General features: G+C 66.4%; 25 protein-coding genes. 15 read left to right on the plus strand and 10 right to left on the minus strand.

Annotated features, from left to right (window positions below):
* The first annotated feature begins 68 nt into the window (after positions 1 to 68).
* Entirely contained in the window at positions 69 to 1361 is a 1293-nt protein-coding gene (locus CTB96_RS20120; RefSeq protein WP_219993325.1) for an NtaA/DmoA family FMN-dependent monooxygenase, read from the plus strand.
* Between the two features lie 50 nt (positions 1362 to 1411).
* Positions 1412 to 2704: an NtaA/DmoA family FMN-dependent monooxygenase gene (locus CTB96_RS20125; RefSeq protein ID WP_219993326.1), complete on the plus strand. Its 1293-nt coding sequence runs from the start codon at positions 1412 to 1414 to the stop codon at positions 2702 to 2704.
* A 7-nt stretch (positions 2705 to 2711) separates the two neighbouring features.
* On the opposite strand, the gene CTB96_RS20130 is transcribed toward CTB96_RS20125, so the two are convergent.
* From CTB96_RS20130 to CTB96_RS20145, 4 genes are read right to left on the minus strand one after another with little or no spacing between them, the layout of a single operon-like run.
* A complete protein-coding gene (locus tag CTB96_RS20130; protein ID WP_110128794.1) occupies positions 2712 to 3023 on the minus strand; it encodes an AzlD domain-containing protein in 312 nt (103 codons plus the stop codon).
* Positions 3020 to 3748 (minus strand): AzlC family ABC transporter permease, encoded by a 729-nt coding sequence (locus tag CTB96_RS20135; RefSeq protein ID WP_110128796.1) that lies wholly within the window; start codon positions 3746 to 3748, stop codon positions 3020 to 3022. The genes CTB96_RS20130 and CTB96_RS20135 overlap by 4 nt, the downstream gene beginning before the upstream one ends.
* Before the next feature lie 9 nt (positions 3749 to 3757).
* On the minus strand, positions 3758 to 4507 hold the full coding sequence (locus CTB96_RS20140) for an ABC transporter permease (RefSeq protein ID WP_110128798.1): 750 nt from the start codon (positions 4505 to 4507) through the stop codon (positions 3758 to 3760).
* 4 nt (positions 4508 to 4511) lie between these two features.
* The gene (locus CTB96_RS20145; protein ID WP_110128800.1) at positions 4512 to 4934 is read right to left on the minus strand and encodes an Lrp/AsnC family transcriptional regulator; all 423 of its coding nucleotides are present in this window, start codon (positions 4932 to 4934) and stop codon (positions 4512 to 4514) included.
* A gap of 69 nt (positions 4935 to 5003) precedes the next feature.
* Between CTB96_RS20145 and CTB96_RS20150 the strand changes: the two genes are divergently transcribed.
* Complete coding sequence (locus CTB96_RS20150; RefSeq protein ID WP_110128802.1) at positions 5004 to 5648, plus strand: LysE family transporter; 645 nt, start codon at positions 5004 to 5006, stop codon at positions 5646 to 5648.
* Here CTB96_RS20150 and nagB read toward each other — a convergent pair.
* The 3 genes from nagB to CTB96_RS20165 form a co-directional block, all read right to left on the minus strand.
* Positions 5645 to 6430: a glucosamine-6-phosphate deaminase gene (gene nagB, locus CTB96_RS20155; RefSeq protein WP_110128803.1), complete on the minus strand. Its 786-nt coding sequence runs from the start codon at positions 6428 to 6430 to the stop codon at positions 5645 to 5647. The genes CTB96_RS20150 and nagB overlap by 4 nt on opposite strands.
* Positions 6431 to 6542: 112 nt before the next feature.
* Positions 6543 to 7787, minus strand: coding sequence for a PTS transporter subunit EIIC (locus tag CTB96_RS20160; protein WP_110128805.1), 1245 nt, complete (start codon positions 7785 to 7787; stop codon positions 6543 to 6545).
* Positions 7788 to 7933: 146 nt separating this feature from the next.
* Complete coding sequence (locus CTB96_RS20165; protein ID WP_110128807.1) at positions 7934 to 8680, minus strand: GntR family transcriptional regulator; 747 nt, start codon at positions 8678 to 8680, stop codon at positions 7934 to 7936.
* Positions 8681 to 8931: 251 nt separating this feature from the next.
* Between CTB96_RS20165 and CTB96_RS20170 the strand changes: the two genes are divergently transcribed.
* The 4 genes from CTB96_RS20170 to CTB96_RS20185 all read left to right on the plus strand — a co-directional run bounded on the left by CTB96_RS20170 (position 8932) and on the right by CTB96_RS20185 (position 11460).
* Positions 8932 to 9165 (plus strand): PTS sugar transporter subunit IIB, encoded by a 234-nt coding sequence (locus tag CTB96_RS20170; protein ID WP_110128809.1) that lies wholly within the window; start codon positions 8932 to 8934, stop codon positions 9163 to 9165.
* The gene (locus tag CTB96_RS20175) at positions 9162 to 9635 is read left to right on the plus strand and encodes a PTS sugar transporter subunit IIA (protein WP_219993327.1); all 474 of its coding nucleotides are present in this window, start codon (positions 9162 to 9164) and stop codon (positions 9633 to 9635) included. The genes CTB96_RS20170 and CTB96_RS20175 overlap by 4 nt, the downstream gene beginning before the upstream one ends.
* Positions 9636 to 9662: 27 nt before the next feature.
* The gene (gene nagA / locus CTB96_RS20180; protein WP_110128811.1) at positions 9663 to 10874 is read left to right on the plus strand and encodes an N-acetylglucosamine-6-phosphate deacetylase; all 1212 of its coding nucleotides are present in this window, start codon (positions 9663 to 9665) and stop codon (positions 10872 to 10874) included.
* Positions 10875 to 10941: 67 nt separating this feature from the next.
* Positions 10942 to 11460 carry a pyridoxine/pyridoxamine 5'-phosphate oxidase gene (locus CTB96_RS20185; RefSeq protein WP_110128813.1) on the plus strand — a complete coding sequence of 173 codons (519 nt, stop codon included), beginning with the start codon at positions 10942 to 10944 and terminating at the stop codon, positions 11458 to 11460.
* Here CTB96_RS20185 and CTB96_RS20190 read toward each other — a convergent pair.
* Positions 11457 to 11855: a ChaB family protein gene (locus CTB96_RS20190; protein WP_110128814.1), complete on the minus strand. Its 399-nt coding sequence runs from the start codon at positions 11853 to 11855 to the stop codon at positions 11457 to 11459. The two genes, CTB96_RS20185 and CTB96_RS20190, sit on opposite strands and share 4 nt — an antisense overlap.
* A 223-nt stretch (positions 11856 to 12078) precedes the next feature.
* Between CTB96_RS20190 and CTB96_RS20195 the strand changes: the two genes are divergently transcribed.
* From CTB96_RS20195 to CTB96_RS20205, 3 genes are all read left to right on the plus strand, one after another.
* On the plus strand, positions 12079 to 13524 hold the full coding sequence (locus CTB96_RS20195) for an HNH endonuclease signature motif containing protein (protein ID WP_110128815.1): 1446 nt from the start codon (positions 12079 to 12081) through the stop codon (positions 13522 to 13524).
* 97 nt (positions 13525 to 13621) lie between these two features.
* Positions 13622 to 14488 (plus strand): AraC family transcriptional regulator, encoded by an 867-nt coding sequence (locus CTB96_RS20200; protein ID WP_110128816.1) that lies wholly within the window; start codon positions 13622 to 13624, stop codon positions 14486 to 14488.
* 90 nt (positions 14489 to 14578) lie between these two features.
* Positions 14579 to 15349 carry a hypothetical protein gene (locus CTB96_RS20205; RefSeq protein ID WP_110128817.1) on the plus strand — a complete coding sequence of 257 codons (771 nt, stop codon included), beginning with the start codon at positions 14579 to 14581 and terminating at the stop codon, positions 15347 to 15349.
* Between the two features lie 88 nt (positions 15350 to 15437).
* Here the strand turns inward: CTB96_RS20205 and CTB96_RS20210 are convergent, their stop codons facing one another.
* A complete protein-coding gene (locus CTB96_RS20210) occupies positions 15438 to 16061 on the minus strand; it encodes a superoxide dismutase (protein ID WP_110128818.1) in 624 nt (207 codons plus the stop codon).
* A gap of 49 nt (positions 16062 to 16110) precedes the next feature.
* Here CTB96_RS20210 and soxR point away from each other — a divergent pair, with 49 nt between their 5' ends.
* Together soxR and CTB96_RS20220 are read left to right on the plus strand one after the other, a co-directional pair.
* A complete protein-coding gene (gene soxR / locus CTB96_RS20215; RefSeq protein WP_219993328.1) occupies positions 16111 to 16602 on the plus strand; it encodes a redox-sensitive transcriptional activator SoxR in 492 nt (163 codons plus the stop codon).
* A 48-nt stretch (positions 16603 to 16650) separates the two neighbouring features.
* Positions 16651 to 16773, plus strand: coding sequence for a ribosomal protein bL36 (locus CTB96_RS20220; protein WP_088457279.1), 123 nt, complete (start codon positions 16651 to 16653; stop codon positions 16771 to 16773).
* Between the two features lie 181 nt (positions 16774 to 16954).
* On the opposite strand, the gene CTB96_RS20225 is transcribed toward CTB96_RS20220, so the two are convergent.
* The gene (locus CTB96_RS20225; protein WP_181397381.1) at positions 16955 to 17773 is read right to left on the minus strand and encodes an IclR family transcriptional regulator; all 819 of its coding nucleotides are present in this window, start codon (positions 17771 to 17773) and stop codon (positions 16955 to 16957) included.
* Positions 17774 to 18060: 287 nt separating this feature from the next.
* On the opposite strand from CTB96_RS20225, the gene CTB96_RS20230 reads away from it, so the two are divergent.
* From CTB96_RS20230 to CTB96_RS20240, 3 genes are read left to right on the plus strand one after another with little or no spacing between them, the layout of a single operon-like run.
* Positions 18061 to 20451 (plus strand): tagaturonate reductase, encoded by a 2391-nt coding sequence (locus CTB96_RS20230; protein WP_110128820.1) that lies wholly within the window; start codon positions 18061 to 18063, stop codon positions 20449 to 20451.
* Positions 20452 to 20488: 37 nt separating this feature from the next.
* On the plus strand, positions 20489 to 21874 hold the full coding sequence (gene uxaC, locus CTB96_RS20235) for a glucuronate isomerase (protein ID WP_110128821.1): 1386 nt from the start codon (positions 20489 to 20491) through the stop codon (positions 21872 to 21874).
* A gap of 48 nt (positions 21875 to 21922) precedes the next feature.
* Entirely contained in the window at positions 21923 to 23362 is a 1440-nt protein-coding gene (locus CTB96_RS20240; RefSeq protein WP_110128822.1) for a glycoside-pentoside-hexuronide (GPH):cation symporter, read from the plus strand.
* The last annotated feature ends 2 nt before the right edge of the window (positions 23363 to 23364 follow it).

A 23364-nucleotide genomic window follows, 5' to 3' on the forward strand; every position in this document is an offset into this window, starting at 1 on the left:
CCGCGCGCCCGAAAAGATGAATCCAACGAACACGGAACATCAATCGAAAGCGGGCGAATTTGTTTCACATGGCGTGGTTCTTGCAGACCGGATTCGGGGCGTACGGCTGGAACCAGCAGTGGTCGGGCAATGTGGCCAAAGACCTCGCGAATCCGCAGTTGTTCGTCGACTTGGCCACCTCGCTCGAGCGGGCTTGCTTCGACTACATGATGCTCGAAGACTCCTCGGTGATTCCCGACGTCTTCCAGGGCACGATGGAGAATTCGCTGCGCGGTGGCACCATCCGGTTCGACCCGATGCCGCTGGTACCGCTGCTCGCCGCGGCCACCAGCAAGCTCGGCATCGTCGCCACGGCTGCCACCACGTTCTATCCGCCGTTCCTCGCTGCGCGCCTGCTGAACACCCTCGACCACCTCACCCAAGGCAGGGTCGGCGTGAACCTGGTCACGGCCAGCCCGCACGCCGCGGCGCAGAACTATGGCTACGCCCAGCACTTCGAACATGACCTGCGCTACCGTATGGCCGACGAATGGGTCGAGGCGGTCAAGGCACTCTGGGACACCTGGGAGCCCGGCGCCCTCACCCTGAACGAGGAGACCGGCGTCTTCGCCGACTACACCAAGGTGCATCGCGCCGATTTCGAGGGCGAGTTCTACAAGACCCGCGGCCCGCTCAACACGCTGCCGTCCCCGCAGGGCTACCCGGTGATCTGCCAGGCCGGCGGGTCGCCCGCGGGTAAGGACTTCGGTGCCAGGAACGCCGACACGCTGATCGCCTCCGCCCGGGGCGTCGACAAGATGAAGGCCTACCGCGACGACGTCTCAGAGCGGATGATCAAATTCGGCCGGGATCCGAAAGACGCCAAGGTCCTGTTCCTGGTCGAACCGGTGCTGGGCGACACCCAGGAGGAGGCCCAGGCCAAGAAGGACCGGATGGACGCGGCCTTCTTCGCCAACCCCGAGCCCGCACTCGCCGCCCTCTGCTACATCAGCGGCCTGGACTTCTCCACCTTCGACCTCGACGCGCCTCTGCCCGACCTCACCGGGCGGCACAACGGCCACCAGAGCGTGGTCGAGAACTTCGTGCGGGCTGCTGAGGGCAAGACCCTCCGCGAAGCGCTTGGCGCGACCCGTGACGTGTCCACCTCGGTCACTCTGGTGGGCACCCCTGACTCTGTCGCCGCCCAGATGGGCGAGGTCATGGACGAGGTCGGCGGCGACGGCTTCCTCATCGCGCTGCCCGTGACCCGCAAGAACATCACCGAGGTCTGCGACGGCCTCGCCCCCGCGCTCCGCCGGCGCGGCCTGATCCGCGATTCCTACGAACACGACACCTTCCGCGAGAACCTGCTCGCCTTCTGACGCCGGCCGTCGCCCCAACCGAAAGACACGAAAGAGGATTCATGTTCCACATGGGATGGTTTGTCGGCCAGGGCTTCAGCGCCAACGGCTGGACGGACTTCTGGGCCGGCAACCGGGTGAACACCTGGATGAAGCCTGACCTGTACATGGACCTGGGCCGGGCCATGGAGCGGTCCGGCTTCGACTACATGATGCTCGAAGACGCCTCGCTGATTCCCGACACCTTCAACGGGTCGATGGAGACGTACCTCAAGTACGGCATGAGCGCGCCGAAGAACGACCCGGTCACGCTGGTTCCGCTGGTCGGGCACGTCACCAGCCGCCTGGGCATCATCGCGACCATCACCACGTCGTTCTATCACCCGTTCATGGCCGCGCGGCTGATGTCCTCCCTGGACCACATCACCGACGGCCGGGTGGGCGCCAACCTGGTCACCGCGCACAGCCCGCGGGGAGCGCAGAACTACGGCAGGCCCGCGCTCGCCGAACACGACACCCGCTACCGGATGGCGCGGGAGTGGGTGCAGGTCGCCGACCAGCTCTGGAATTCGTGGGAGGACGGCGCCGTGCTGGGCGACCTGGAGACGCCGCGACTGGTCGACCACACCAAGGTGCACACGATCGATTTCGAGGGCGAGTTCTTCTCTTCCCGCGGTCCGCTCAACACCATTCCGAGCCCGCAGCGCCGCCCGGTGATCTGCCAGGCCGGCGGCTCACCGGCCGGCCGGGAATTCGCCGCCGAGGTGGCCGACACCATCATCGCCGGCGGCAAGAGCGTCGAGGCGATGAAGTCCTATCGCGACGACATCACCGAGCGGATGCTCCGATTCGGCCGGAATCCCACCGACTGCAAGGTACTCATGACGGCCAACCCCGTGCTGGGGGAGACCAACGAGGAGGCCAGGGAGAAGAAGCGCCGCCAGCAGGCCGAGAACGACGACAAACTGGACTACTTCCTGGCGGCGCTGTCGTACACCACCGCAATCGACATGGGAAAGTTCGACCTGGATGCGCCGTTGCCCGACGGGCTGACCACCGACGGGGCGCAGAGTATCCTCACCGACATTCAGCGCATCGCCAACGGCCGCACCCTGCGCGAGATCGCGATCGGCCCGAAGGACGCCGACTCCGCCCTCTTCGTGGGCACCCCCGACGCCGTCGCCAGCATGATGGGCGACATCATCGACGAGTCCGGCGCCGACGGGTTCCTGCTCGGCAACCCCATCGACCGGCGGTCGGTGAGCGAGATCACTGACGGCCTGATGCCGGCGCTGCAGAGGCGCGGGCTCGTGCGTGACCACTACGAGCACGCCCTGTTCCGGGACAACCTGCTCGCGTTCTAACGTTCAGTCAGGGCAAGCCGAGCAGCCGCAACCCGGCGGCTGCGGCGGCGCCCACGATGACGACCACCAGGAACGGGGCCTTCAACCACAGTGCTATGGCGGCGGCGACCAGCGCGCCGAGCCGGGAGTCGACCGCGAGTTCCTGGCCGGTCGCGACGGCGTTGGCCACCGTGAGTGAGGCCAACAGTCCGATCGTGAGGGTGCCGGCGACCCGGGCGATGCGCGGGTTGGTCAGCCATTTCTTTGGCACGAGATAGCCGAGCAGCTTGGTGAGGAACCCGACGACGCAGGCCAGGATGATGAGCAGCCAGAGGTTCACGAGGTGACCTTCGGATAAGGGTCGACGTCGGGCTCCATGCCTTCGCCCGCAGGTCCGGTGCGGTAGCCGAACCATCCGATCAGGGCCGCGACGACGGCAGCGACCAGGATCGGCACGCCCGGTGGCACGAACGGCACCGCGAGCACAGTGGCCAGGGCGCACACCGCGGCGATGGCGCCCGCCTCCCGGGAGCGCAGCCGGGGCCAGAGCAGGGCGAGGAACGCGGCGACGGCCGCTCCGTCGAGGCCCCACTGCTTAGGGTCGCCGAGGGCATCGCCGGCCAGCGCACCGACCAGGGTGAACAGGTTCCAGAGCACGAAGATGCCCACGCCGGCCACCCAGAAGCCGCGCTTCTGCTCCACCGGGTCGGTCTGCCCGGTGCTCGTGGCCAAAGACTCGTCGATGGTCACGTGGGCAGCAGCCAGGCGGCGCCATCCGGTGGGGTGCAGCAGCACATTCATCTGCATGCCATAGACAGCATTGCGGATACCCAGCAGGGCGGCGGCGCTCGCCGCTGCCACCGGGGTTCCGCCGCCGGCGATCACACCGATGAAAGCGAACTGGGAACCGCCGGAGAAGAGCAGGAGGCTGAGCAATTGGGTTTGCCAGACATCGAGCCCGGAGGCGACTGAAAGCGCGCCGAACGAGACTCCGTAGAGTCCGGTGGCCACCGCGATCGACAGGCCCACCCGGGCCCCGGGGGACTGACGCAGAGAGGTGGACACCGGGCGATCCTAGCGGAGCGCCGCGGGGCGCATCCGGATGGGAGCGAGCGAGCGCACGACGACGACCGCGGTGATTGCGCCCGCGGCCATGATCGAGGCCAGCACCACGACCTGGAAGCGCCCGGCCTCCAGTGGCGAGATGCCACCGAAGATGGCGCCGACGAACGCGCCGGGCAGGGTGACGAGCCCGGTGGTCTTGGTCTGGTCGGTGGCGGGGATGAGGGCTGAGTACACCGCGTCGCGGGCGAGCCACAGAGTCGACTGCCGGGGTGTGGCACCGAGGGCGGTCCAGCCCTCCACCTCGTCCCAGCGGTCGTTCACTGATTCGGTCAGCCGGCGGCCGGCCAGGGTGGCGATCGACATGGCGTTGCCGATGACGATGCCCCCTATTGCCAGTGCGTAGCGCGGGGAGAACTCGATGGCGCCGGTGCTGAACACGATGAGCAGCGTGACGAGGATGCCGGCGGCCATCGCCGTGGCGACCAGGCGGAAGTGATTCCAGCTCCAGTGCAACCGCCGGGTGGCGGTGACGGAGGCGACGGTGAACATCACCAGCAGGGCCACCGTCACCCAGAGCGGGCTGGTGATCACGCCGCTGAGGATGACGCTGATCAGGGCGAGCTGGGCGGCGCCGCGGAGGATCGCCAGGGCGGGCGCGAACCGGTGCGGGGTGTGCGACCCCCACAGCACCGCGACGGTGATGGCCACCAGCGCCCCCACGCCGATCAGCGTCGGCACGAGGTCGGAAAGGCCGGTCATCTGTTCAGCGTAGCGAGAGCCGGGTCTGGGTCTGACCGGCGCCGGCCTGCGTCTTCAGGCGGTGCAGCAGGTCATTGAGCCGACTGGTGTCCGCGACCCAGACGTGCAGCAGGTAGTCGTAGGGTCCGGTCACGTGCACGGCATCGTGCACCTCGGGTTCGGCCAGGGCGGCGTGCACGAACGTCACGGAATCGACATCCGTCTTCAACCGAACGTCGATGAACGCCTCGAGGCCGGTGCCGCCGCGGGCCGGTTGGTCGTCGGCGAGCACCGCTTGGTAACCGACGATGATGCCGTGTGCCTCGAGTTTGCGCACCCGCGCCGACGCCGCGTTGGTGCTCAGGCCGACAGCCGCGCCCAAGGCGCTGAACGAAATACGGCCATCTCGCCGCAGGATGCTGAGTATTTCGCTGTCGATGTCATCCATGCCGTGATTGTAGCTGTGCCACCGCGAATACCCCGGCGTGCGTGCGGGTGGGGGAGCAGGATCCCGGGTATGGATATCGAGTGGGGACCACTGATCGGGGCCGGACTGCTGGCCGGATGGGGCGTCGCCGTTCCGCTCGGCGCCATCGGGCTTCTGGTGGTGCGGAAGGCCCTGGTGGGTGGTTTCCGGGCCGGTGCAGCGGCAGCGCTAGCGGTGGCGCTGGTCGATGGCGCCTACTGTGCGGTCGCGGTCACGCTCGGTGCGGTCGTGAGCCCGGTGATCAGGTCGTGGGGCGCGGCGCCGCAGGTGGTCGCCGGGCTGGTTCTGATCATTCTGGGCGTGCACGGCCTGACCCGGCCGAGCCCGGGGCCGGCCGGGGATCCCGGGCCGGAGCGGCGAGCGTCGCCGGTCCGGATCTTCCTGACGTTTCTGGGCCTCACGGCTCTCAACCCGGCAACATTGCTGTACTTCGGGGCCCTGACCGCGGCACTGCCGTCCGAGCTCGGCGTCGACCGGGCGCCGGCCATGTTCGTGGCCGGCGTGGTTGTCGCCTCGCTCGCCTGGCAGCTTGGCCTGGCCGTGTTGGGCGCAGTCGGTGCCGGCCGGATCGGTGCTCGGGGCCAGGCCGTGTTGAGTGCCAGCGGTTACGGCCTTGTTGTCGGCCTGGGTGTGGCCGCGGTCATCGGGCCGTTGCTCATGGCCGGAAGTGGCTAGACGACCTGCCAGGCCGGCTTGTTCGCGTAGGCGTAGCGGTAGTAGTCGAGATTGGTCAGGCGGGAGGCTGCGGCTTCGTCGACGAGCACGGTGACGTGCGGGTGCAGCTGGATGACGGAACCGGGGCTGCTCGAGGTGACCGGGCCCTCGATGGCGCCCGCGATGGCTTCGGCCTTTTCCTCGCCGAAGGCCAGCAGGATCAGGTGGCGGGCGCGGCGGATGGTGCCCAGGCCCTGGGTGAGGCAGTGGATGGGCACGTCGTCGGGCGACATGAAGAACCGGGCGTTGTCGATCCGGGTCTTCTCGGTGAGCGTCTTCACGCGGGTGAGCGAGGCGAACGAGGAACCGGGTTCGTTGAAGCCGACGTGGCCCGTGCGGCCGATGCCGAGGATCTGCACGTCGACGCCGCCGGCGGCGCGGATGGCTGCCTCGTAGTCGCTGCCGGCGGTCTCCAGGGTGGCCAGGTCGCCGTTGGGTACCCGGATGTTGCCGGGGGTGAGCCCGAGCGGCTCGACGGCGTCGCGGGTGATGACGGCGCGGTAGCTCTCCGGGTGCCCGGCGGGCAGGCCCACGTATTCGTCGAGGGCGAAGCCGCGTACCCGCGAGACGTCGAGCGGGTCGGCACGGAGCGACTCGGCGAGGGCGCGGTACGTCGACATCGGGGTGGAGCCGGTAGCCAGGCCGAGAACGGCATCCGGTTTCTGGCTGATCAGTCTTCTGATCGATGCGGCGGCGAGAATGCCGGCGTCGGTCTCGGATTCGAGGACGACTACTTCAGCCAAGGGATACTCCAGGTGCGATTAGTGGGATGGTGCGGATGGTCGTGGGGTACTGCGCTGATTGCCGGTGGTCGGGGCGTGAGCCGACGACCACCGGCGGGGAAAGGAGGGAACGCTAGACGGTCGTCGTCGAGGTGGCGTCGGGCGCGCCGGCCTCCGAGATCTCGTCGTCGCCGCGGCCGGGGGTCTTCAGGTTCCAGCGGCGAATGACGAACCGGAACAGGAAGTAGTAGACCAGCGCGTAGCCCAGGCCGATCGGGATGAGCAGCAGGGGTTTTTCGGCCAGGCCGAAGTTGAGGATGTAGTCGAACGCGCCGGCGCTGAAGCTGAAGCCGTCCCGGATGCCCAGGAAGTTGACCAGGGCGAGCGACGTGCCCGTGAGCACGGCGTGGATGGCGTAGAGCGGGAAGGCGACGAACATGAACGAGAACTCGAGCGGTTCGGTGACGCCGGTCAGCATCGCGGTGAGGGCTCCGGTGAGCATGATGCCACCCACGATCTTCTTCTGCGACGGCTTGGCCTCGTGCCAGATGGCCAGGGCGCCGGCCGGGAGGGCGAACATCATGATCGGGAAGAAGCCGGTCATGAATGAACCGGCGGTGGGGTCGCCGGCGAAGAAGCGGTGCAGGTCGCCGGTGGCGCCGTTGTAGTCGCCGATCACGAACCACATCACAGAGTTGAGGATGTGGTGCAGGCCCACCGGAATGAGCAGCCGGTTCGATGTGCCGTAGAGGAACCCGCCCCACACGTCGTTGGAGCTGACGAACGAGCCGAACGCGGTGAGGCCGCCGCTGAACGCGGGGTAGACGAAGCTGAGCAGCACACCGAGAATCAGCGCGACAACAGCTGTGACGATCGGCACGAACCGGCGGCCGCCGAAGAACGCCAGGTAGCTGGGCAGTTTGATGCGGTGGTACTTCTGCCACAGCACGGCGGAGACGACGCCCATGAGCACGCCGGCCAGCACGTTGTAATTCACCAGCACCTGATCGGCGCCCTCGGCGGGCAGGCCCATCACGAGGGGAGACATGGCCTTGCCGACGTTGTTGAAGACGAGGTAACCCACGACGGCGGCCAACGCGGTGGAGCCATCCGCCTTCTTGGCGAAGCCGATGGCCACACCGACTGCGAAGAGCAGGGGCAGGGCATCGAACAGGGCGCCGCCGGCCGACGCGATCACGGCCGCGCCGGTCTCGAAGCCCGGGATCGCGCCGAGCAGGTCGGGCTGACCGATGCGCAGCAGCAACCCGGCAGCGGGAAGTGCGGCGATCGGCAGCATGAGGCTGCGCCCGATGCGCTGGAGTTGGGCGAGGCCCGGGACTTTTCGTCCCGTTCCGGCATCTACGGTGGTGCTGGACATGGATTCCTCCTGTGGTGGTGCTCGGTGTGTGTCTTGTGGACTATCGAGTGGTGCGCGTGCGGCTGAAGGGCTTGTCGATGGAAGTTGGCATGCTGGCGCTGCCGATGAGCTCGGCAGGCCGCCCTGGTGGGGCGAGGCAGGCTGACTTACAGGTCGTGGTTGAGGTTGAGGGTCATGTGGATTTGGTAGCGGTCGCCTCGATACCACGAGGTGACGTGCTCAACGGGGGTGGACCCCGCCGATGAAGTGCGGAGGAACACGAGGAGGGGGACGCCCACTTCGATACCGAGGGGTTCGGCCAGTTCGGCGTTGGCGGTCTCTGCCCACGCGGTCTGCTCGGCGTGGTCGATGCGCAGGCCGTATTCGGTGGCGAAGGTGGCGTAGAGCGAACGGGTGAGATCCTGGCTGTTGAGGTCGGGCAGCAGGCCGGCAGGATAGTAGCCGCGTTCGAAGGCCATCGGGATGCCGCCGGCGAGCCGCAGGCGTTCCACCTGCTGCACCTGAGCACCGGCCTTGAGGCCCAGCGCGGCGCGCACTTCGAGCGGCGCCTCCATCAGCGTCGACCCCATCACGACGGTGGCTGGAACGAGCCCGCGGCGGCGCATGTCTTCGGTGAACGACGCCAGGTGCAGATCGCTCTGAACGCGCTCGCCGGTCACGAAGGTGCCCTTGCCCTGGATGCGGTACAGCACGCCCTCGTCAACGAGCTGGCGGATTGCCTCCCGAACTGTTGAGCGGCTCACGCCGTATTTGGTCATGAGTTTGCGTTCCGGGGGGATCGCGGCGTGGGGCGCCAGGTCGGTCTCGACTCGTTCGAGCAGAATGGTGCGCAGCTGCACGTGCTTGGGCACGGCGCCGCTGGCGAGAACCGGGCTGTCGTCGAGTTGTGTCACGACTGCGCCACCTTTCGGGAGGACTGGCTTCGAGGAATCTGGCTAGCGGTTTCTGCTGATTTCTGTGATCCAGCTGACAACCGACCGGACCACTTCCGCTTTGTGGTCCGTACTGGTACGGTCCAATTACTCGATAATGAAGGTGCGGCGGTTGGTTTGTCAAGGGCCGACCCGCACGGGCTTCTCGCCGACGAGAGCCTCCTTCCCGACCGTTCGACCCCCAGCGCACTGCAACAACTGAGGAGTAACTGATGAGTAGCAAGGCAGAAAAGATCCTGGCCGGCCTCGGCGGCGCCGACAATGTCATCGACATCGAGGCGTGCATCACCCGGCTGCGCACCGAGGTGACCGACCCCTCGCTGGTTGACGAACCCGCCCTCAAGGCCGCCGGCGCGCACGGCGTGTTCCGGTCGGGCACCATCGTGCAGGTCATCGTGGGCCCTGAAGCCGACAACCTTGCCGACGACATCGAGGACCTGCGGTGACGCTGCTCGACCTGGTCGTGCTCGCGCCGGTGCCGGGCCGCGCCGCCGCGCTCGACATCGTGCCTGACCCCACCTTCGCGCAAGCGATCGTGGGACCGGGCGCCGCCATCGTTCCGCCCCACGCACTCATCGACGCAATCGCACCGATCACCGGCAAGCTGCTCAAGGTCTTCCCGCACGCGTACGTCATCGTGGCGCCGAGCGGGGTCGGGGTGCTCGTGCACCTCGGCATCGACACGGTGCACTTGAAGGGCGCGGGCTTCACTCTGCGCGCCCAGCAGGGCGACACTGTGACCGCCGGCGACGTGATCGTGAGCTTCGACGTTCCCGCCATCGTGGCGGCCGGCCGCGACCCGATCGTGCCGGTCATCGTCCTGGACCGGAAAGCTGCCGACATCACCCTGGCCGACGTGATCGGCCAAGGCGCCGATATCGCGGCCGGAGACACCTTCCTCACCGTCAACCGCTAACCCGCCTTTCTGCCTGGAGATTTCGTCATGACCCCGCTGACTACCCGACCCCTCACCGCGCCGCGCGTTCCGCTGGCAGGCGATGCCGGGCCCGGCACCGACAGCCCACTGCTCATCGCGGCGGGCACGGTGGTTCTGCCCGATCAGGAGCTCTCACCCGGCTGGGTCGAGGTCCGGGATGGCCTGATCGTCGCATCGGGCGCCGGTGAACCACCCCGCCCGGCGGATGTGGTGCTGCCCGCAGCCGTGCTGGCTCCAGGGTTCGTGGACGCGCACAACCACGGTGGCGGCGGCGTCAGCTTCAACGATTCGGACCCCGCAGCAGCTGCCGCGCGGATCATCCGAACGCATCTCGGCCACGGCACGACCACGATGATGGCCAGCCTGGTGACAGCGCCTCTCGCCGAGATGGAGCGCCTGGTGCGAGCGCTCGCCGAGCTGGTACGGGCTGGCCTGCTGGCCGGCATCCACTTGGAGGGGCCGTGGTTGAGCCCCAAGCACCGGGGTGCGCACGCGGAGGAACTCTTGCGCGCGCCCGACCCGGCCAGCATCGACGCCCTGCTGGGCGCCGGTGCCGGAGCAGTGCGCATGGTCACCATCGCACCGGAACTCGACGGGGGACTTGTTGCCGTGGCCCGCATCGTGGAATACGGCGCCGTTGCCGCGATCGGTCACACGGATGCCGACTACGAGCTCACCCAGGCCGCGATCGCCGCCGGGGCCACGGTGGGCACCCACGTGTTCAACGCCATGCGACCGCTGCATCATCGGGAACCCGGCGCAGCCCTGGCTCTGCTGGACGACCCCACGGTGTTCGCCGAGCTGGTGGCCGACGGAGTGCACCTGCACCCTGCGGTCGTTCGGCTGATCACCGAGAGCCCCGCTCGCACGGTGTTCGTCACGGATGCCATGGCAGCCGCCGGCGCCGAAGAGGGCGACTACAAGTTGGGCGCGCTTGATGTGCGGGTGGCCGACGGTGAGGCGCGGTTGTCCGACGGCACCATCGCCGGCAGTGTGCTGACGCTGAGCGGCGCGGTGCGCTATGCGGTGCTCACCGCGGGGGTGCCGCTGGCGATGGCGATCCGTGCCGCCAGTCAGAATCCCGCCGACCTACTCGGGCTGACCGACCGCGGCCGCATCCTGCCCGGGCTCCGCGCCGACCTGGTACTGCTCGACCCCGAGCTGCACGTGACGGCCACTCTCCACGAAGGAACCTGGGTCTCGCGAGCCGTGAGCTGAGCCCCCAAAAGATGCGTAAGTTGGGGCTTTTCTCTCAGCTCGCGGGGCGGATGGGTAGGCTCGCGACGTGAGTGACACCTTGAGAAGCCGCCTCCGCGCCCTGCCCGACTTTCCCGACGACCTGCCGGCGTTCGACCCGGCCACCGCGCCGTCAGACCCGGCCGAACTCTTCCTCGGTTGGCTGGACGCGGCGCTGGCCGCCGGCGTGCGTCAGCCGCACGCGTTCAGCCTCGCTACCGTCGCCGCGAATGGGGCGCCGTCGTCGCGCATGCTCATCCTCAAAGACCTCGACATCGACGGTTGGCAATTCGCCACCGCCCGCACCTCCCGCAAGGGCCGCGAACTGGCCGCGAATCCGAGGGCGGCGATGAACTTCTACTGGTCGGAGCAGGGACGGCAGGTGCGTGTTGTCGGCGCGGTCGTCGAGCTCTCGGTGGAGGCCTCCGCCCGGGACTGGGCCGAGCGCCCCGCCGCCGACGGTGCCGGCAATCCGGCGTGGCAGTTGTATGCGTTGCAGCCAAGCGAGATTGAGTTCTGGCAGGCGAGCGCCGACCGGCACCACATCCGGCACCGGTACGACCTCTAATTGCCGGTGGCTGCGCGGGTACGCCGCGCGTTCTCCTTCTTGATGGCCTCGACCAGCTCGGCCTTCGTCATCGTGGAACGGCCGGTGATCTTCAGTCGCTTGGCCAGATCTTGCAGGTGAGTCTTGGGCGCATTCGCATTCACGCCCTCCTCGGTACTGGCCGGACTGTCGACGCCACCCGCCGCCTTGGCGTCGGAGGGACCCGACTCGGCCTTCTTCTCCCAGTGATCGCCCACTTTTTCGTAGTCGTGCTTGAGCGCGGCGAACGCCGTGCGATGGGCTTGCTCGCCCTCACCGTAGCTGTCGACAGCGGAATCGTGGGCTTTGGACCAGATCGCTTGCGCGTGCTGGGGGGAGCGGGCGAGGGTAGACGGCAACTCTTCTGCTGCGGGCATGGCGGGTCCTTTCCAACCGGGAGTGCAAGCACGCCGCTCACGGTAGGCGTCGCGGCGCGGCCCCGCAAGAGGGCGAGCGGATGCGCCAGGCGCAGGCCCTGGGTTGGTAGGCGTGAGCTGATTTCGTGGTGTGCCGCTCCTCCACACGTAGCCTCTTTGTGGGCTTGTCCACCGCTGTTTTACTGGGATCGGCAGTGTCAGTGGTGGGTGGTTCTATAGAGCCATGGCCACCTCAAACGCCACACCCGAAGACGCCCCAGGCGAGCCCGACACGGCTCGGCCCGTGGGCGTGGATGCCACCTCGGCGGCGATCGCCGCGATCATCGATCCGTTGATCGACAACGCCCGACAGATGTCCGCGATCCACGCCGAACGGGCCCGGCTGCTCGCCGAACTGCACCGGCTCGGCGAGCAACCGGCTATCATCGCCGGGCTGCGTGGTGACCCGGTGGAAACCGGGGCGAACGATCCCAACACCCACGCGCACGGGCCGGCCTGGGACGACGTCGAGCTGGCCGAGCGCACCCTCGCGACCGAGGTCGCCGGCGCGCTCCGGTTGCACTCCACGACGGCGCGGATGATGATCTTCAACGCCGCCCACCTGGTTGAGAAACTGCCCTTGTTTCACCAGGCGTTGGCGCAGGGCCGGATCAGCTGGGCGCACGTGCTGCGAATGCAGGACGTCACCACCGGCGCCCCCGCCGACGTACTACCCGCCCTGGAAGCGGCCGTGCTCCCGAAAGCGGAGAAGCTCACCGCGACCCAGTTCGGCAGGGTCGCCGCCCGAGAACTGGACCGGTTGCATCCCGTGTCACTGCAGGAACGCGCCGACGTCGGAGCAACCCTGCGGCGGGTGGTGCTGCAGCCCGACGTGGACGGGATGGCCTGGTTGAACGCCTACCTCAAAGCCGATGAAGCCCAGGCCGGGTATGACCGGTTGATCCGCATCGCGAAAAGCCTCAACGACGCCGACACCGCTGACCAGCCCGCGGACTGGACAACAGACGGTGGCGAGGGCGGAGGCGAGGTGGTGCTGCGCACGATGGATCAACGCCGCGCGGACGCATTCCGCGACCTACTCCTCGACGGTGAATGCGCCGGCGGCCTCGGCCGGGGCATCCGCGGCACCGTGCACGTCACCGTCCCGGTGCTCACCCTGATGGGGAAGAGCTTCGAACCCGGCATGCTCGAAGGGTACGGGCCCATCGACCCGGAAACCGCCCGTCGGCTCGCCGGCACCGCACCCAGGTGGGACCGGATCCTCACCCACCCCGAGACCGGGTGCATGCTCTCCGTCGGCCGGGACTCGTACACGCCGCCGGCGGACATGAAGCGGTACACCGAGATTCGCGATCAAACCTGTCAGGGCATCGGCTGCAACCGCACAGCCACCAAAAGCGAGATCGACCACACCATCCCCTGGAACAAGGGCGGACCCACCGCCGTCGGGAATTTGGTGCACTTGTGTAAGGCGTGCCACCGGTTGAAACACCAGTCCAGCTTCAGCACGAGACAATCTCCGACCGGTGCACTCAGCTGGACCAGCCCCAGCGGCAAGACCTACACCCGAGAACCCGCCAACCCCATCGGACCACCGACACCATCAGTGGCTGCCGCGCATCCAGCGGAGAGCGTGCGAGCGGCCCGCGATGAGGCACCACCGTTCTAAGCGCTCTGCGCCGCGGAAATCTCTACGATCGAGTCGAACCGCATAAGTCGGGTGCGCACCGAGATCGCTGGGCAGGATTGAGGTTGAAAGGGGACGCATGATCGCAGCGCTCAACCAACTCGTCATATACGTCGAGAACCACCTCACCGAGGAGATCGACGTGATCGGCCTGGCCAGTGGTCTGGGCACGACCGAGTACCACCTCCGGCGGATGTTCTCGTCCTTGGCTGGAATGCCGTTGTCCGAGTACATCCGGCGGCGGCGCATGACGGTGGCTGCGGCCGATGTCATCGGCGAAAGTGACCTTCTGCACATCGCTGTGCGTTTCGGCTACGGCTCGACCGAGGCGTTCAGTCGCGCGTTTCGTGCGGTCCATGGCGTCAGCGTCGGCGATGCACGTCGAGACGGTGGCCCCCTTCGCATACAACCACAGCTCAGATTCCGTCTTACCGTAGAAGGGAAAACCACTATGGACACCCGCATTACCGATCGACCTGCATTCCGACTCGTCGGCCACTCGACTCGTGTGCCGCTCATTCACCTCGGCACCAATCCGCACATCCAAGCGCACATCGCCTCGCTGCCCGCGTCGGAGCATCTCCGTCTCAAAGCTCTGAGCAATGCCGAACCAGCCGGGCTGCTTCAGGTGAGCGCCGACGTCGACCCCGACTACACCGAGGGCAGCGAGCTGACCTACCTGCACGGCGTGGCCGTCAGCGATGAGACGCCCCTCTTCGAGGATCTCGACACCATCGATGTGCCCGCAGGAACGTGGGCGGTCTTCCGGAGCATCAGGCCGTACCCAGGCGCCCTTCAATCCACCTGGGCGGCAACCGCCACCGAATGGTTCCCCTCCAACCCCTGGCGCCTGCGGCCCGGCCCGTCAATCGTGGCCATTCTCGACCGCGCCGCGGACTTCAGCACCGCGACCTCTGAGTTGTGGCTCCCGGTCGAAAGGGCTTAGGGGAACCCTGGTGCAGGCAGCGGACATAACCTGATGAGTGGTTCGATCCGCTGACGTGTCCGACAGGAATGAGCGAGGATGAAAAGGGTAATGTCCGCCGTGGTGGGCGCAGCGGTAGCCGCAGTCGTGCTGTCGGGCTGCGCTGCATCCGAGGGCGGTGGCACGCCGACCTCGCCGGCCACCCCGATCGCGTCTGCCGTGATCGGTGACGACTTCCTGTGCAGCGGACTGTCGGTCACGCGTGAAGCCGAGAAGACGCGGGTGCCGGTGAGTGCCATCGGAGAACAAGGGCGCGCAGCACTGGCCGAGGCAGTCTGGGATGACGGCAAGCCGCTCGACCTGCCTCCCGAAGAAGACTGGTACGTGGCCACGGTGACTGACGACCACGTCGACATCCTGCGCGACATGGCGGTGGTGGAGGACCCATATTCAGGCGGAACCGCCCCCGACCATCAGCTGCTCTCGGTGCAGTGGGTGGAAGACTCGACCAATCTCTCGCCTGGGTGGTACGTCTTCCGCAGCAGCCGGTGTGCGCTCACGGTCGACCTGGGCGAGTTGGGTGTGCCCGAGATCGAGCTCCAGTCGCCCCCGAAACCGTCGTCACGCCAGGTGCAGCTTCTGGTGACCGAACAGAAGTGCAATTCGGGCGAGGATGCAGAGGGGCGCATCGAGGTCGTGGACATCGATGAGACCGACACCTTGGTGAGCCTGGTGCTCGGCGTGCGTCCGCGGGGCGGCAACCAGAACTGCCCGTCCAACCCGGCGACGCCGTTCACGGTCACCCTGTCTGACCCGCTGGGGGAGCGCACGATCGTGGATGCCGGCCTCGTCGATCCCCGAGCACTGACGGTGGCCGGATAGACGAGGTCGCCCACGACGCACAAAAGGGTGCCCCGGCCGGAACCGGGGCACCCCTGCTAGACCCGCGCGTAGAGCGCGGTTCCGAAAACTAGAGCGTGATCAGGCCCGACGTGGTGTCGCGGGCCTGGGTGAAGCGAGCAGAGACGTTCTCCCAGTCGGTGACGGTCCAGAAAGCCTTGACGTAGTCAGCACGCACGTTCTGGTAGTCGAGGTAGTAGGCGTGCTCCCAGACGTCGAGCATGAGCAGCGGAACGATGCCGGCGGGGAGGTTGCCCTGCTGGTCGTAGAGCTGCACAATGATGGGCTGCTGGCCCAGGGTGTCCCACGCGAGGATGGACCAGCCGGAGCCCTGGACGCCCATGGCGACGGCCGTGAAGTGGGCCTGGAACTTCTCGAACGAACCGAAGGTGTCGTCGATGGCGGCAGCAAGCTCGCCGGTGGGCTTGTCGCCACCGTTCGGGGACATGTTGGTCCAGAAGATGGAGTGGTTCACGTGTCCACCGAGGTTGAACGCGAGGTCCTTCTGCAGCTTGTTGACGAAGGTGAGGTTGCCGGATTCGCGGGCCTCAGCGAGCTGGTCGAGCGCGGTGTTCGCGCCGGTCACATAGGCCTGGTGGTGCTTGCTGTGGTGGAGCTCCATAATGCGCCCGCTGATCGCGGGCTCGAGGGCGGCATAGTCATAGGTCAGCGGGGGCAGCGTGTATGCGGTCATTTGTTTACGATATCGTCTCAAGTGCACTTGAGATCAAGGAGATACGCCCGTGTCAGAGCACTTGTCCAGCAATGATCTCCTGCCCATCGGCCAGGTAGCCGCTCGCGCCGGCGTCCCGGTCTCCACGGTGCGCTACTACGAAACGCTCGGCCTTATCCCTGCGGTGCGCTCCGACAGCAACGCGCGTCTCTTCCCGCGGCACGTGCTGCGGCGGATCGCGCTCATCCAGGTGTCGGTGCGCTACGGAATCTCGCTCGCCGAGGTGGCTGACATGCTCAGAGACCTGCCTGACAGTCGCCCGCCCAGCCGGGCCGAGTGGAGCACCATCTCCGCCACCTGGGGGGAGCACCTCGCCCGCCAGCAGGCCGTACTCGAACGGATGCAGGCCGAACTCACCGGGTGCATCGGCTGCGGTTGCCTGTCTCAAACCCGCTGTGCCGTTGTGAACTCCGACGACCGCCTGCGTTCTGACGGTGCCGGCCCGCGCCGGGTGCTCGAAGAGCCCCAGATACCGGGACCGGAATTGTCGCCCGCGGAATAATCCCCGCCGTGTGACGTTGGGGTGGATAACCGACGGAAGGGAGCCAGGATGAAGGTACGCAATTCACTGGGTTCGATGAAGAAGATGCAGGGTTCACAGACGGTGCGGCGCCACGGGCGCACATTCGTGATCAACAAGCTGAACCCCCGATTCAAGGCTCGTCAGGGTTAATCCCCCCGTCCGCGGCACCACGCGCGGGTCCGGCCGATCCGCGTTGCCGCTCGATGGACGAGTAGGCATTTCCAGCCCACAGAGAATGACCCCGGCAGAACGCCGGGGTCATTCGTCGTTAACGCACGCGCGGAGATTGAGCCTGTCGAAATCAGCGTCAGCTGATTGAGCCTGTCGAAATCTACAACAGCGTCATCACGTCGCGGGCCGCCGTCATCAGGATCGGAGCATACGACTCGAGCTTCTCCCGCGGCACCAGGGGAGCGATGGTCGTGATGCCGATGCCGCCGATCAGGTGCTGCTGAGTGTCGAAGACCGGCACCGCCATGCACCGGATGTGCTCCTCGTTCTCCTGGTCGTCGATCGAGAAGCCGCGATTGCGCACCAGGGCGCCGTCTGCGAGCAGATCGGCGACATTCGTGATGGTGTACTCGGTGCGGCTGTGCAGACCGGTGCGGCTCGCATAACTGCGCACTTCGCTCTCGCTGAGGTGGGCCAGGATCGACTTGCCGATCGCGGTCGAGTGCAGGGGGATCTGCCCACCTACGCGCGACGCGATCTGGATCGGCTGGGTGTCCTCGATCTTCTCCACGTAGGTGGCGAAGTCCCCGGTGCGCAAGGCGAAGTGGATCGTGCTGTGCACGTCGGTCTGAAGCCGCCGCAGCCGGGCAGCGACCAGGTCGGAATCGTTGGGGCCGGCGGTGAGCTTGAGGGCCAGCAAACGCAGCGAACGGCCCGGGGCATAACTGCCGTCTGCCCGCCGGGTCACATAGCCGCTGTCGATCAATTCAGACAGCAGGCGGAAGACGCTGGTCTTGGCGAGCCCGGTCTCCTTGACCAGATCGCTCAGGCGGTGCGCATCGCCGGGATTCGACACGGCCTCGAGCACCCGCAACAGTTTCTGGGCGGCGTTGTCTTTCGCAGCATCGTTACGGGGTGAGCCCGCCGTCGCCAGCGGCTCGGGGGCGTTCGTGATTTTCATCTCGCTCGTAAACGTCATGCGTGCCACCTCTGTTGTGAGTTCTGTCCTGTGGACCATTTAACCACGGATACGGAATCACGTGGTCCGTTCGCGGTCGGTGCATAGGTTTCACTGCCGTCAGCCTCTTGACAAACCCGTATTCGGCGCGTCGACGCCCCCAGATGGGGCATAGCGTCGATTTCCGCCCACCTCAAGTTGCCAAAATCATCTGCTCGGGGATATGTTGAGTTCATGTGACGGACTTGTGTTCTGTCAGGTGGAACGGCAGTGAAAAGATCTGCCTGAGTCTCAAAGCGGAGGAACCAATGCAGAGAACTGCAAGCACACCGGGAGCGGGACGCGAGAGCGCTCCCATCCTGCCCAGCGGTATCCGGATGGTAACGGGCGCCGGTTCGCTGCCGGCTGTCGAGGTCGACCTTCCCGCCGCGTCGGCGCTGGTCTACCTGCACGGGGCGCACGTCGCCCAGTGGACGCCCACCGGGCAGAAGCCCGTGCTGTGGATGAGCGAACACGGTGAATTCTCACCGACCGCCGCGCTGCGCGGTGGCATTCCGGTCTGCTTCCCCTGGTTCGGTCCGAACCTCACCGATGCCAGCTTGCCCAACCACGGCTGGGCGCGCATTTCTCCCTGGACCCTCACCGCCGCGGCGATCGTCGGCGCCGACGCCGTTCTCACCTTCGAACTGGCCGGTGCCCACCGCGACGAGGCCGGCGTCGCCCAGCCGGTGTCGCTGCGTTACACCGTCACCGTCGGCGCCCGACTCACCCTCGAGCTGATGGCCGTAAACGAGGGTGACGCCCCGCTCAGCGTCGAGACCGCCCTGCACACCTACTTCGCGGTGGGTGATGCCCGCACCACCCAGCTGCTCGGTTTGGCCGACCTACCGTATCTCGACCGCACGCTCACGCCGCCGGTAACCGCGAGTTCCGCCCTGCCAGTCGCCATCATCGGCGGCGAACTCGACCGGGTCTACCCGATGCCGCGCGTCGTCACCATCGATGACGTCACCAACGAGCGCACCATCACCATCGGTGAGTCGGATGCCGCCCAGACGGTGGTGTGGAACCCCGGCACCGTCAAGGCCGCCGCGATGGGCGACTACGGCGACGACGAATGGACCGAAACGGTCTGCGTCGAGGCCTGCAACGTGCGCGAACAGGCCGTCATCCTGGCCGCGGGCCAGTCCCACAGCATGACCGCGACCATCGCGGTCACACCCCACCCCCAGAGCACCCAACTGCCACCCGAAGAACGGATCGTCATGGAACGACTGACCAGCGCCATCCACCCCGCCGAGACCCTGCCCACCCGGGCCATCCAGTTCGGAGAGGGCAACTTCCTGCGGGCATTCGTCGATTGGCAGCTGCAGCAGCTGAACAAGCAGGGCCTGTTCAACGGCGGCGTGAAGATCGTGCAGCCGCTCGCCGGCGGGCTCGTCGCCATGCTCGAAGAGCAGGACAACCTCTATACCGTGCTGCTGGAAGGCAAGCAGGACGGCAAAGAGGTGCAGACGCACGAGGTCATCACCCTGGTCAACGGCACGGTCAACCCGTACACCGACTACCAGGCCTACCTCGACCTGGCCGAGGACGATGACATCGAATTCATCTTCTCCAACACCACCGAGTCCGGCATCGTCTACAGCGCAGAGGACCTGCGCACCGACGCCCCGCACGCCAGCTTCCCGGGCAAGCTCACCGCCTTGCTCTTCCACCGCTTCGAACTGGGCAAGAAGGGCTTCACCCTCATCCCGTGTGAGCTGATCGAGCACAACGGCGACAAGCTCAAGGAAACCGTGCTCGCCACGGCCGCCAACTGGGAACTCGGCGACGCGTTCATCCAGTGGGTCAACACCGAGAACACCTTCTACTCCAGCCTGGTCGACCGGATCGTGCCCGGTTACCCGAAGGACCGCGCAGAGGAACTCTGCGCCGAGTTCGGTTTCGAAGACCGACTGATCGTCAAGGCTGAGCCGTTCCTGCTCTGGGTGCTCGAGGGCCCGCAGGCGCTCACCGAGACCCTGCCGCTGGCCCAGGCCGGACTGAACGTCACCGTCACCGACGACATGACCCCGTACCGCGAGCGCAAGGTCTTCCTCCTCAACGCCCCGCACACCACGATGGCCTCCCTCGCCCGCCTCGCCGGCGTCGAGACCGTGCGCGACGTCATGCTCGACGCCGACTTCGGCCCGCTGGTCGACAAGGTCATGTACGAGGAGATCATTCCCGTGCTCGACCTGGCCCACGACGAGCTCGCCGCCTACGCCGAGTCCGTCAAGGAACGCTTCGAGAACCCGTTCATGCACCACGAACTCGCCTCGATCGCCCTCAACAGCGCCTCGAAGTTCAAGAGCCGCCTGCTGCCGATCCTGCTGAACTTCCACGCCGCGAACGCCACGTTCCCGCCCCGCATCACCCTGGCGTTGTCCGCGATCCTGCTCACCTACAGCGGCGACTCGGCCGTCACCGTCACCCCGGTCGACAGTGCCGACACCATCGCGGCCTTCCACGCCGCATACGCGGCGGCCGCCGATGACACGGCTGCCTACGTCGGCACGATCCTGGCCGACACCACCCTCTGGGGCACCGACCTGACCGCTCTCGACGGCCTCGTCGATCAGGTCACCTCCGGCCTGATCAGCCTGCGCGACCGCGGCGTGCGCGCCACCCTCGCCGACCTCACCGTTCTCGCGTAACGCGCGCTCACCCCCACGACTAGAAGGACTGCAGATCATGCTCCTGAACGACGACTTCCTGCTCGGCACCGACATGGCGAAGAAGCTGTATCACAACCACGCCAAGAACATGCCCATCATCGACTTCCACTGTCACCTGAACCCCCAGGAGATCTACGAAGACCTCAACTTCGCCAGCATCACCGAGGTCTGGCTGAAGGGCGACCACTACAAGTGGCGCCTGATGCGGGCCAACGGGGTGCCCGAGAACCTGATCACCGGCGACGCCGACGACTTCGACAAGTTCTACGCCTGGGCCGGCACCGTCGAGAAGGCCCTCGGCAACCCGCTCTACGTCTGGACCCACCTCGAACTCAAGCGCTTCTTCAACATCGACCTCGTGCTCAGCCGCGAGACCGCCCGCGAGGTCTACGACCGCGCCAACGCACTGCTGGCCACCGGAGCGTTCTCCCGCCGCAGCCTCATCCGCTCGAGCAACGTGACCGCGATCTGCACCACGGATGACCCGGCCGACGACCTGCACTGGCACGAGCTGCTCAAGACCGAGAAGGCGTTCACCGTCGTCCCGGCGTTCCGCCCCGACAAGGCCATGAACATCCATGCCGCCGGCTACGCCGACTACCTGGTCACCCTCGGTGCGTCCGCCGGCGTCAAGATCGGCGCCTTCGCCGACATCGTCGCCGCCCTCACCGCCCGGGTGGACTTCTTCCACTCCATGGGAGCACGCCTGTCCGACCACGCCCTCGACATCGTCGTCTACGCCGAGGCGACTGAGGCCGAACTCGATACCGTCGTGGCGACCGCCATCGCCGGCGGCACCCTGAGCACCCTGCAGAACGCCCAGTACCGCACCGCGATCCTCCAGGCGCTGATGCGCATGTACACGGTGAAGAACTGGACCATGCAGCTGCACCTGCACGCGCTGCGCAACACCAACACGCGCATGCTCGACATCCTCGGCCCCGACACCGGCTACGACGGCATGAACGACCGCCCGGTCGCCGAGTCGCTGGCCGCGCTGTTCGACTCGATGGAACTCGAGAACAACGTGCCGCGCACCATGCTCTACTCGCTCAACCCCAACGACTACCTGCCGCTGGCCACCCTGATGGGTTCGTACCAGAAGGACACCGTTCAGAAGATGCAGCTGGGCAGCGCCTGGTGGCACAACGACACCCGCTCCGGCATGCGCCTGCAGTTGCAGACCTTCGCCGACGAGAGCCTGCTCTCGAACTTCGTGGGCATGCTCACCGACTCGCGCAGCTTCCTCTCCTACCCGCGGCACGAGTACTTCCGTCGCATCCTCTGCGAGCTCATCGGCGAGTGGGTCGAACTCGGCGAGGTTCCCGACGACGAAGCGATCCTCGGCCAGATGGTCGAAGACATCTGCTTCAACAACGCCAACAACTACTTCGGCCTCTAAACCGGCCATCCCGAAGAACCCGTCAAATCGAAAGAGTGTATGTGAGTCATGGCTATTCAAACTGGTACTGATGCGGGTGCAGCGGCTCCCGCTGCGCCCCAGGTCGGCGCCCCCGCAAGCGAGCGAATTTCCACCAGGGAAAAGGTCTCCTACGGGTTCGGCGACTTCGGCAACGGCTTCATGTTCGACCTGGGCCAGTCCTACCTGACCAAGTTCTGGATCGACACCTGCGGCATCGCCGCCGGCGTCGTGGCCCTGATCTTCTCGCTCGCGAAGATCTTCGACGCCTTCATGGACCCGATCGCCGCCGCCTACATCGACAGCCGCAAATTCGGCAAGCGCGGAAAATTCCGCCCGGTGATGATGATCTCCTCGATCCTCCTCGGCGTCATGACCGTCGTGACCTTCACCATGCCCGATGTCACCATGGGCTGGAAGATCGCCTTCGCGGCCGGCAGCTATGCCATCTGGGGCCTCATCTACTCCTTCACCAACGACCCTTACGGCTCGCTGGCCTCGGTGATGACCCGCAATATCAAGGACCGCGCCCAGCTGGCCACCTCCCGCCAGACCGGCTCGCTCGGTGCGCAGTGGATCTGCGGCTTCGCCTTCATCCCGATCATGATGATGTTCGGCGGCATGACCGGCAAGAACTACATGTGGGCATCCGCCGTGTTCGCCCTCATCGGCATCGTCTCGTTCTACGTCTGCTACCGCGGTACCAAGGAACGCGTCTACGTCAACCGCGAGGTCGGCTTCGCCCAGAACAGCATGAAGGACTACGCCAGGGCGATCTTCACCAACCGTCCCCTCCTCGGCCTCGTGCTGATGACCCTGTTCACGATCTCCGCCATGAACGTGAACAACATGATGATGATCTTCTTCGCCGAGTACAACCTCGGCAACATCGGCCTGCAGCCGATCCTCAACCTCGTCATGATCGGCGCTTCCATCGTGGGCATCATGTTCGTGCCGCGCCTGGTCGGCCGGTTCGGCAAGAAGCGCACTGCCATGGGCGGTTTCATCATCGGCGTCGTCGCCAACGGCCTCAACTTCATCATCCCCACCAACCTGTGGACCTTCATGCTGCTGGTCACCATCGGCTACATGGCCCTGGCCATCCCGAACGCCGTCACCTGGGCCTTCGTCTCCGACACCATCGACTACGGCGAATGGAACAGCGGAGTTCGCAAAGAGACCATGACCTACGCGGCCTTCAACTTCTCCCGCAAGATCGCCCAATCCATCGCCGCCCTGGTGGGCGCCGGGATGCTTGCCGTCACCGGCTATGTCGCCCAGGGAGCCAGCCAGTCAGAAGAGACCCTCTTCGGCATCAAGGCCGTGATGACGCTCTACCCGGCCATCGCCCTGGCCCTGGCCGCCGTCATCGTCTACTTCCTCTACAACCTCTCTGACGACAAGTACCTCAGCATCGTCGGCGACCTTGAAGCCGGTCGCTGGAAGAACGGCGTCATCGGCGAAGCGTAAAG

The organism is Cryobacterium arcticum (assembly GCF_003185895.1).
GTDB lineage: Bacteria > Actinomycetota > Actinomycetes > Actinomycetales > Microbacteriaceae > Cryobacterium > Cryobacterium arcticum.

What these genes read in the sequence shown, in the direction of transcription:
- CTB96_RS20120 (WP_219993325.1), top strand. Translation starts at nt 69, where the DNA reads ATGGCGTGGTTCTTGCAGACCGGATTCGGGGCGTACGGCTGGAACCAG.
- CTB96_RS20125 (WP_219993326.1), top strand. Translation starts at nt 1,412, where the DNA reads ATGGGATGGTTTGTCGGCCAGGGCTTCAGCGCCAACGGCTGGACGGAC.
- CTB96_RS20140 (WP_110128798.1), bottom strand. Translation starts at nt 4,507, where the DNA reads ATGACCGGCCTTTCCGACCTCGTGCCGACGCTGATCGGCGTGGGGGCG.
- CTB96_RS20145 (WP_110128800.1), bottom strand. Translation starts at nt 4,934, where the DNA reads ATGGATGACATCGACAGCGAAATACTCAGCATCCTGCGGCGAGATGGC.
- CTB96_RS20150 (WP_110128802.1), top strand. Translation starts at nt 5,004, where the DNA reads ATGGATATCGAGTGGGGACCACTGATCGGGGCCGGACTGCTGGCCGGA.
- CTB96_RS20160 (WP_110128805.1), bottom strand. Translation starts at nt 7,787, where the DNA reads ATGTCCAGCACCACCGTAGATGCCGGAACGGGACGAAAAGTCCCGGGC.
- CTB96_RS20170 (WP_110128809.1), top strand. Translation starts at nt 8,932, where the DNA reads ATGAGTAGCAAGGCAGAAAAGATCCTGGCCGGCCTCGGCGGCGCCGAC.
- nagA (WP_110128811.1), top strand. Translation starts at nt 9,663, where the DNA reads ATGACCCCGCTGACTACCCGACCCCTCACCGCGCCGCGCGTTCCGCTG.
- CTB96_RS20190 (WP_110128814.1), bottom strand. Translation starts at nt 11,855, where the DNA reads ATGCCCGCAGCAGAAGAGTTGCCGTCTACCCTCGCCCGCTCCCCCCAG.
- CTB96_RS20195 (WP_110128815.1), top strand. Translation starts at nt 12,079, where the DNA reads ATGGCCACCTCAAACGCCACACCCGAAGACGCCCCAGGCGAGCCCGAC.
- CTB96_RS20200 (WP_110128816.1), top strand. Translation starts at nt 13,622, where the DNA reads ATGATCGCAGCGCTCAACCAACTCGTCATATACGTCGAGAACCACCTC.
- CTB96_RS20205 (WP_110128817.1), top strand. Translation starts at nt 14,579, where the DNA reads ATGTCCGCCGTGGTGGGCGCAGCGGTAGCCGCAGTCGTGCTGTCGGGC.
- CTB96_RS20210 (WP_110128818.1), bottom strand. Translation starts at nt 16,061, where the DNA reads ATGACCGCATACACGCTGCCCCCGCTGACCTATGACTATGCCGCCCTC.
- CTB96_RS20220 (WP_088457279.1), top strand. Translation starts at nt 16,651, where the DNA reads ATGAAGGTACGCAATTCACTGGGTTCGATGAAGAAGATGCAGGGTTCA.
- CTB96_RS20225 (WP_181397381.1), bottom strand. Translation starts at nt 17,773, where the DNA reads ATGACGTTTACGAGCGAGATGAAAATCACGAACGCCCCCGAGCCGCTG.
- CTB96_RS20230 (WP_110128820.1), top strand. Translation starts at nt 18,061, where the DNA reads ATGCAGAGAACTGCAAGCACACCGGGAGCGGGACGCGAGAGCGCTCCC.
- uxaC (WP_110128821.1), top strand. Translation starts at nt 20,489, where the DNA reads ATGCTCCTGAACGACGACTTCCTGCTCGGCACCGACATGGCGAAGAAG.
- CTB96_RS20240 (WP_110128822.1), top strand. Translation starts at nt 21,923, where the DNA reads ATGGCTATTCAAACTGGTACTGATGCGGGTGCAGCGGCTCCCGCTGCG.